The 8213-nt window shown below is 67.5% G+C and carries 7 protein-coding genes; 2 read left to right on the top strand and 5 right to left on the bottom strand.

What is annotated here, in order from left to right; genetic code table 11:
- Together ACESL5_RS03630 and argS are read right to left on the bottom strand one after the other, a co-directional pair.
- Positions 1 to 467 (bottom strand): SPOR domain-containing protein (locus ACESL5_RS03630; RefSeq protein WP_372591424.1); only part of this gene is annotated, 467 nt, incomplete at its 3' end.
- A 30-nt stretch (positions 468 to 497) separates the two neighbouring features.
- Positions 498 to 2249, bottom strand: coding sequence for an arginine--tRNA ligase (gene argS, locus ACESL5_RS03625; protein WP_372591436.1), 1752 nt, complete (start codon positions 2247 to 2249; stop codon positions 498 to 500).
- A gap of 205 nt (positions 2250 to 2454) precedes the next feature.
- On the opposite strand from argS, the gene folE reads away from it, so the two are divergent.
- Both folE and ACESL5_RS03615 read left to right on the top strand, forming a co-directional pair.
- Positions 2455 to 3069, top strand: a complete 615-nt coding sequence (folE, locus tag ACESL5_RS03620) for a GTP cyclohydrolase I FolE (protein WP_372591423.1) — start codon at positions 2455 to 2457, stop codon at positions 3067 to 3069.
- A 4-nt stretch (positions 3070 to 3073) separates the two neighbouring features.
- Positions 3074 to 3808, top strand: coding sequence for an SDR family NAD(P)-dependent oxidoreductase (locus ACESL5_RS03615; RefSeq protein ID WP_372591422.1), 735 nt, complete (start codon positions 3074 to 3076; stop codon positions 3806 to 3808).
- Between the two features lie 125 nt (positions 3809 to 3933).
- On the opposite strand, the gene ACESL5_RS03610 is transcribed toward ACESL5_RS03615, so the two are convergent.
- From ACESL5_RS03610 to ACESL5_RS03600, 3 genes are all read right to left on the bottom strand, one after another.
- Positions 3934 to 4722 carry an ABC transporter permease gene (locus ACESL5_RS03610; protein ID WP_372591421.1) on the bottom strand — a complete coding sequence of 263 codons (789 nt, stop codon included), beginning with the start codon at positions 4720 to 4722 and terminating at the stop codon, positions 3934 to 3936.
- Positions 4719 to 5681 carry an ATP-binding cassette domain-containing protein gene (locus ACESL5_RS03605; RefSeq protein ID WP_372591420.1) on the bottom strand — a complete coding sequence of 321 codons (963 nt, stop codon included), beginning with the start codon at positions 5679 to 5681 and terminating at the stop codon, positions 4719 to 4721. Before ACESL5_RS03605 ends, ACESL5_RS03610 begins: the two co-directional genes overlap by 4 nt.
- Before the next feature lie 124 nt (positions 5682 to 5805).
- Positions 5806 to 8046, bottom strand: a complete 2241-nt coding sequence (locus ACESL5_RS03600; RefSeq protein ID WP_372591419.1) for a PAS domain-containing protein — start codon at positions 8044 to 8046, stop codon at positions 5806 to 5808.
- Between the last annotated feature and the right edge of the window lie 167 nt (positions 8047 to 8213).

Raw genomic sequence — 8213 nt, 5'->3', positions numbered from 1 at the left:
ACATCGGCCTTCTCGACCCGGCTCTGGAATCCCATCAAGGCCAGCTCGGCCTTGCGGGCCTCGGCATCCCGGCTGGTGCGGAAGGAACCCACCTGGATCAGGTAGCTGCCGTCGGCAGACACCTGCGGCCTGGCGTCTGCCTCGGGAGCCTTCTCGACATCCTCGGCCGGCTCGTCCTCCCGCGCGGGGGGCGGGCGATTGCCCTGCTCCGGCAACAGCGTGTAGAACTCGAATTCCGGCGAGACCGGCGGCTTGTCGGCGGGCTTTTCCACGCTCCGGGTGTCGACGCGGGCCTCCCGGGATTCGGGCGGCGGGGCCGGCTGGCTATTCTTCTCCGCTGTCAGCCGCGAGAGCAGAACCACCAGCAGGACCACCGCCAGAACGGCAACCAGCAGCACCCACTTTGCCGCCCGCTGGCTACCGGCAGATCGGGGACGATTCATTCCCTTGCGACGCTTGCTGCTCACTAGACTGCTCTCCCCTGTTCCGCCTTGAAATTACATCTCGTCCGGAGCATTGACACCGAGCAGCCCCAGCCCGTTCGCCAGCACCTGGCGGGTGGCGGCGACCAGGTTCAACCGGGCGTTACGCAATGCGGCGTCCTCACCCAGCAGGAAGGCGTGGGCGTTGTAGTAGCTGTGGAAGTCCTGGGCGAGATCCCGCAGGTAATGGACCAGCTGGTGCGGCTCGTGCGCCGTCGCCGCCCGCTCGATCAAGGCCGGGTACTGGGCCAGTCGCTTGAACAATGCCTGCTCGTGCGCCTCCGTGAGCCGCTCGTAGGCCTCGCGACCCATCTCGGGTTCGTGCTCGAAGCCGCGCAGCGGCAACTGACGGAAGACCGAGGCCACCCGCGCATGCGCGTACTGTATGTAGTAGAGCGGGTTCTCGTTGCTCTGGCTCTTGGCCAGGTCCAGATCGAAGTCCAGGTGCTGGTTGGCCGCGCGCATGACGTAGAAGAAGCGGGCGGCGTCGCTGCCGACCTCCTCGCGCAACTCGCGCAGGGTGACGAAGCTGCCCGAGCGGGTGGACATCGGCACCCGCTCGCCACCGCGGTAGAGGATGGCGAACTGCACCAGCGAGACCGTCAGCCGGTCCGCGGACTGGCCCAATGCGGTCAGGGCCGCCTTGACCCGCGGGACGTAGCCATGATGGTCCGCACCCCAGATGTCGATCACCCGGTCGAAGCCACGGTCGAACTTGTCGAGGTGATAGGCGATGTCGGAGGCGAAATAGGTAGTCTGGCCGTTCTCTCGGCGGACCACGCGATCCTTGTCATCACCGAAGTCCGTGGCACGGAACCACAGTGCCCCGTCTCGCTCGTAGACGTGCCGCGCCTCGTGGAGCCGCTCGATCGCGCGGCCCACCAGCCCCCGGTCGGCCAGGCTCTGCTCGGAGTACCAGTTGTCGTAGGTCACGCCGAACTCGGCCAGATCCGAGCGGATGTCGTCGAGGATCGAGTCGAGCGCGGCCCGGAAGACCACCTGGTAGCCATTCTCGCCGAGCAGCTCGCGCATGCGGTCGATGAGCGCGTCGATGTGCCGCTCCTTGTCGCCGACCGGCGCGTCCTCGGGCAGATCGGCGAATACCTTGCCCGATTCGACCAGCAGCTGGCGGCCGTGCTCGTCGGCCAGTGAACGGGCGATGTCGAGGATGTAGCCCTCGGAACGGTAACCGTTGGAGGGAAACTGGATCACCTCGCCCAGGTGCTCGAGATAGCGCAGCCAGACACTGGCCGCGAGGATGTGCATCTGCCGGCCGGCGTCGTTGACGTAGTACTCGCGCTCGACCGAGCAGCCGACTGCCTCGAGCAGGTTTGCCACCACCGACCCATAGGCCGCGCCGCGCCCGTGCCCGACGTGCAGCGGGCCGGTGGGGTTGGCCGAAACGAACTCCACCTGAACCTTCTCGCCCTTGCCGACCGTCGACCGACCGAAGCGCTCACCTGCCTCGAGGATGGTGTCGATCAGCGCGAAGGCGGCCCCGGCCTCGACGAAGAAGTTCATGAACCCCGGGCCGGCGATCTCGACCTTCGCCAGGCCGTCCGTGTCCGCCAGTCGCTCGATGATCAGCTCGGCCACCGCGCGCGGCGCGCGGCGCATCGGCTTGGCCAGCTGCATGGCCAGGTTGCTGGCAAAGTCCCCGTGCGCCGGGTCCTTCGGCACGGTCAGCACCGGCTTGATGGAGATATCCTCGGGCAGCTCGCCGTCGGACGCGAGCTGCTTGCAGATTGCCTGGAGACGTTCTTCGATTACGGCCTTCACGAGCAGTGAAACCCCTTGCGCTTGAGTGGCGCCTGAATTGGCGGTTTGGAAACGGAAAGAACGCGACAGTTTATCCTGTGCCGGCCCTCCGACCAACCGCCGGCGGAACGCCCGACCGGGGACAGCCCCACCGCCGACCTGCTAAAGTTCACGCCAAAGCCAATTGAGCGAAACACCCGGAGATCCCCAGACGATGTCAGCCCTGCACGAGGACGACTTTCCCGAACCGGTCGCCGCCGACGAGAAGCGCGTCGATACCATCGCCAAGGCCGTGCGGACCATACTGGCCGAGCTGGGCGAGGACCCCGACCGCGAGGGACTGGCCGACACGCCGACGCGCGTGGCCAAGGCGCTGATGTACCTCACCCAGGGGCTGGACCAGCGCCTGGAGTCCGCCATCGGCAACGCCCTGTTCGAGTCGGACAACGACGAGATGGTGGTGGTGCGCAACATCGAGTTCTACAGCCTCTGCGAACATCACATGCTGCCGATCATCGGCCACGTCGACATCGGCTACATCCCGCAGGGCAAGGTCATCGGGCTGTCCAAGCTCGCGCGCATCACCGACCTGTTCGCCCGGCGCCTGCAGATCCAGGAGAACATGACCCAGCAGATCGCCGAGGCGGTGGAATCGGCCACCGGCGCGGCCGGCGTGGCCGTGCAGGTGCGCGCCGCCCACATGTGCATGGCGATGCGCGGAGTGGAGAAGGTGGAATCCGAGACGATCACTTCGCGGATGACCGGCCAGTTCCGCGAGAGCGCCGCCACCCGCAACGAGTTCCTGCAACTGATTGGTCGCCGGGGCTGATCCGATGAGCAGCCGACCGCAGACCGTCCTGATTACCGGGGTGACCCGCCGCGTGGGTGCCGATCTCGCCGGCCACCTGCTCGAGGCCGGTCATCGGGTCATCGGCAGCTACCGTCGCGAGACCGACGTGTTGCACGCCCTGATCGACCGAGGCCTGATCGCCCTGCCGCTGGACCTGCTCGAGCGCGAGCGCATCGAGCCCTTCGCCCGCGAGGTGGCCGAACGCGTCGATCGACTGGACCTGGTGGTGCACAACGCCTCGATCTGGCACCGGGACGAGGACTGCGCGGCCGATCCCGGGCTGGCCACGGCAATGTACACCGTGCATGTCACCGCGCCGATCGAGCTGACCGAAGCGCTGCAACGCGCCCTGCCCGCCCGGGAACGCGACGACGGCCAGGCCGACCGGCAGATCGTCTTCCTCACCGACGCACACATCCACGAGGGCGAGCCGAACCACATCCATTACATCGCCTCGAAGGCCGCGATCGAGGGCTCGATCCGCTCGCTGGCCCTGCGCTACGCCCCGCACACCCGGGTGAACGCCATCGCCCCGGGCCTGCTGATGTTCCACCCCGGGGACGACCCCGACTATCGTCGCGACCGGCTCGCCCGCAGGCTGCTGCCCTTCGAGCCGGGCCCCGGCGTGGTCGCGCAGACCGTCGACTACCTGATGGCCTGCCCGTTGATCAACCAGGCCGTGATTCGGCTGGACACGGGGCGACGCTGGGGAAATTGATGGCTGGAAGCAGGGGCGAGAGGGTCGACAGTTGGTCGCGCCGCCTCAAGCCACACCTCGAGTGAGCATCTCTTCCACGTCTTGCCCTAAGCTCTGATTCTTCCAGCTTCAGGCTGTCGGCTTGATCAAGCCCACAGCCGCCGCCGCACCAGCGCCACGGCCAGGTAGTACGCCACCAGCGCGAACCCAGCCAGCACGGCCAGATGGATGACCAGGTGCTCGACCGGCTCGCCCACGATCAGCGGGCGGATCACCTCGATGGCGTGGGTGAGCGGCAGGACCAGCACCGCGGTCTGCATCCAGTCGGGCAGGGTCTCGATCGGGAAGAACACGCCCGAGAGCATGAACATGGGCGTGACCACGAGCACGAAGTAGTAATTGAAGAAGTCGTAGTTGTTGGCGATCGCGGCCATGATGATCGCCGGCCCGGCAAAGGTCAGGCCGAGCAGGAACACCACCGGCAGCGCCCAGAGCGCGCCGAGACCACCGGGCACCGCCCCCAGCAGTGCAGCGACGAGCAAGATCGCCACGGCACTGAGCAGCCCCTTGAATGCGGCCCAGACCGTCTCGCCCAGCACGATGTCGTCGATATCCAGCGGTGTGGCCATGATCGCGCCGAAGGTCTTCTGCGGCACCATGCGCGTGTAGACGGAATACATCCCCTCGAAACTGACCGAGACCATCGCGGAGGACGCCACGATCCCCGAGGCGAGGAACACCAGGTAGGGCAACCCGCCGATGTCGCCTACCAGGGCCCCGAGGCCGATACCGAGGCCCAGCAGGTAGATGACCGGCTCGCCGAAATTGAGGACGATCGCCGGGCCGAGCAGCTTGCGCCAGACCAGGAAGTTCCGAGCGAACACCGACAGGGATGCCCGGCGGGCGCGCGGTGGTTGCCAGATCGACCGCTTCATTCGCGCAACTCCCGGCCGGTCAGGTGCAGGAAGACGTCCTCCAGGCCGGCCCGGCGGTGAATCACCGTGAGTTCCTGCGCCTCTTCCAGGAACTCCAGGATCGGGGCAGGTGCGCTGGTGTAGACGTAGACCGCCGTGCCGTGCCGCTCGGCGCGCAGGCACATCGAGGACAGCGTGGCGAAGACTCCGTCGCTGACGTCCCCTCGCAGCTCGATCACGTCCGGCTCGACGTGGCGGCGCACCAGTTCGCCGGGCGCCCCCTGGTCGAGGATGCGACCGTGATCCATCACCACCAGGGCGTCGCAGAGCCGCTCCGCCTCCTCCATGTAGTGGGTCGTCAGCACCAGGGTCACGCCGCGGGCGCGCAGCTCGGACAATCGCCCCCAGATCACGTGACGCATCTGCGGGTCGAGCCCGGTGGTGGGCTCGTCGAGCACGACGATGTCCGGGTCGTTGACCAGGGCGCGCGCAATGGTGAGGCGGCGCTGCATGCCGCCGGACAGCTGGTCGACCCGGGCATCGGCCTTGTGCGTCAGGTCGGCGAATGCCAGCAACTCGTCCACGCGAGCGGCCACCTGGTCACGGGACAGCCCGAAGAAGCGGGCATACATGAACAGGTTCTCGCGCACGGTGAAATCCGGGTCCAGGTTGTCGGCCTGGGGCACCAGCCCGACCCGGGCCCGGATCTCCCGTGCCTGGTCGGGCAGCGAAAAGCCCAAGACGGACAGCTCGCCCGCGTCGAAGTCCGCCAGCCCCATCAGCATCTTCAGCGTGGTGGTCTTGCCCGCCCCGTTGGGGCCGAGAAAGCCGAAACAGCGTCCGACGGGAATGTCGAAGTCGACATCATCCACCGCCCGCAGCGGACCGAAGCACTTGACCAGCCCGCGCGCCCGGACGGCCACACCTGCCGCGGGGCGCTGGCCTTGTCGCTTGTCCGGCTGGGTGATCATCGACGGCATGCAGGCACCTGCGCACTAGAGAGGACGAAAAAATTCGCGCCGAGCATGGGCGAGCCAACGGGCGATTTCAAGCCACCAAGCCGCGGCCTCGGATCATCCAGGGCCCAGCGGGCCGACCGGGACATCACGATTCCTCCTCGACGACCGCCATGCCGACCAGCAGCACAACCGTGCCCTGGCGGTCGCGAATCGGCGTGAGCGTCGTGCGCCAGCTCTGCTGACCGACGGGAAGCGGGAGGGTCTCGAGGTAGCGGATGGTCCGGCCCTGGTCCCGGCATTCCCGGTAGTGCGCCTCGAGCCGGCCGGCGACCCGAGAACCGAACACCTGCGGGGGGGTATGCCCCACGAACAGGTCGCCGGTCAGCCCGGTCGCCCGGGCATGAGCCGTGTTGGACGCCAGGTAGCGAAAGCCGCCGTCCGGCTCCACGCGAACCAGGAAGATCGCCTCCTCGACACCCTCGACGATCGACCGGTAGATCCGCTCGCTTTCGGCCAGGCGCGCCTCGAGGGTGACCGCTTCGTTGGAATCGATCAGCGCCCCGACCACGCGCTCGGGCCGACCGTCGCCATCCCGGAGCAGACGGGCCGTGTCGGTGACCCACAGGGCACTGCCGTCCGGACGCAGCAGCCGGTACCGGGTGTGCTTGCGATCGCCCGTCCAGCGGTTGAAATCCGCCTCATCGAGGGCCCGATCACGATCCTCGGGGTGCAGGGTATCGCTCCACCAGCCCGGCCCGTCGATGAGGTCATCCGGGGTGTAGCCGAGGATCTCGCGTATGTTCGCGCTCACGTACTCGATACGCTCGGGATGATCGGCCAGATAGGTATAGATGACGGCCGGGCTGGCCGACAGCAGGGCATCGAGACGGTCACGCTCCGCCTGTGCCACCGCCGCGGCTCGGCGCTCCCGGTCCACGTCCTGGTAGAACCACCACAGCCACGCGGTACGGCCGGCGGCGTCAGCGATCGGCACGACCTGAACCCGGTACCAGACGGAATCACCCAGCAGGGAGGACAACCGCAGAGCCCCGTTCCAGCGTTCGCCTTCGGCGATGGCGCGCTCGAAGGACTCGAGCTGCAGCCCCTCGATACCGCGCGCCTGCCAGCGGTCCGTTTCTCCATCCGGTGCGTCGGGCCGCGATTCCCCGAACACCCGGCGGTAGGCATCGTTGACCAGCAGGCTGCGGCCACCGCTATCCGTGAGTTCCACCGGCTGCGGACTGAGCTGAAAAAGGGCATCCCGCTCTTCTTCCGCCCGATCGACCATCACCATCCAGCGCGTCCCCTGCCAACGGGACAGAAGCCAAAGGGCGAGGGTGGTAAACAGGATGGCGAGCACAACCGCCAGACCGATCTGGACCAGCCGGGCATTCCTGGCCGCCCACAGGTCCTCCACCGACTCGATCGCCACCAGCAGCGCGGCGTGTTCCTCGTCGACGACCGGAACCGGACGTGTCACCGCCAGCCACCGCTCACCGTCGGCAGTGAAGCGAGCGTCGCCCGGGCGATCCACGCGGGACAGGTATTCGCGGAGTCCGGAGTGATCGATGCGCGGCCCATCCAGATAGTACTCCCCGCCCCCGACAGGGAGGATCCGACGCTGTTCGCGCATCTCCTCCCAGATATGGGTCTCGGCGAGTCCCGCGGGAAGCAGCAGGGCCGCCCGAGCTCCGAGACTGTCCTGCAGGTAGACGTCTACCGGCAACACCCCGGTACCGACCTCGACCGTGCCGATGACCGCGCCCCCGACTCCCGGGGCGCGGATCGGCTCCACGGCCCGGAAGCCGGAGAACACCCGACCGACCTCGAACCCGAGCGCACCTTCCCCGCGACGATAGACCTGCCCCAGTAGCGGACGGACCTCGGCCAGGGAATCGCCGAAGTATCCCGGCTCGTGCATGCGCAGGAAACTGACGGACTCCGGTCCGAGATGGAATTGCAGGACCCGGTCCTGACCCTCGATGAGCTCGATGGAGATCGGCGTCACGGCATCGGCCAACTCGCCCCGGAGATTGGCCGACTCCTCGCCGCCCTTGCCCCCACCCTCGAGTTCCACGGTGGCCCGCGCCCGCGACAGGATGCTTCTCACCCGCTCGTCCCGGGCCAGGATCCGCGCGATCCGCGCCAGTTCCGCCTGGCGCCCCTCCAGGGCAGAGTCGATTGCCCCCTGCAGCCGCTCTTCCCGGGAGGCCATGGCCTCCTCGTAATCGTCGCGAACCACGAATGCCGCCAGCGCTCCCAGCACCAGCCAGCCGATCAGGACAAGCAACCAGACACCGCGCAGCCCCGGGCGCCGAACGCGGCCCGAACCAAGGGGGCGCGCGTGAAGCGGCCGCTTTTCCTCCTTGTGAGCCATTCGTTCCATGCACCGATTATCACGTATTTACACGAGTCTAGGGTACGCGTGACACAGACGGATGCAGAAATTTCCGTCAGGCGGCTCCCGAGCCGGTGGTCACCGCCGGGGAGGCGACAAGGCAGCCCGATAGTCAGGCACGAAAAAACCCCGCCGAGGCGGGGTCTTGCGATTCC

The organism is Guyparkeria sp., assembly GCF_041687595.1.
GTDB lineage: Bacteria > Pseudomonadota > Gammaproteobacteria > Halothiobacillales > Halothiobacillaceae > Guyparkeria.
Note: the sequence above shows the minus strand (reverse complement) of the source record. Positions and strands in the feature narration are given on the sequence as shown.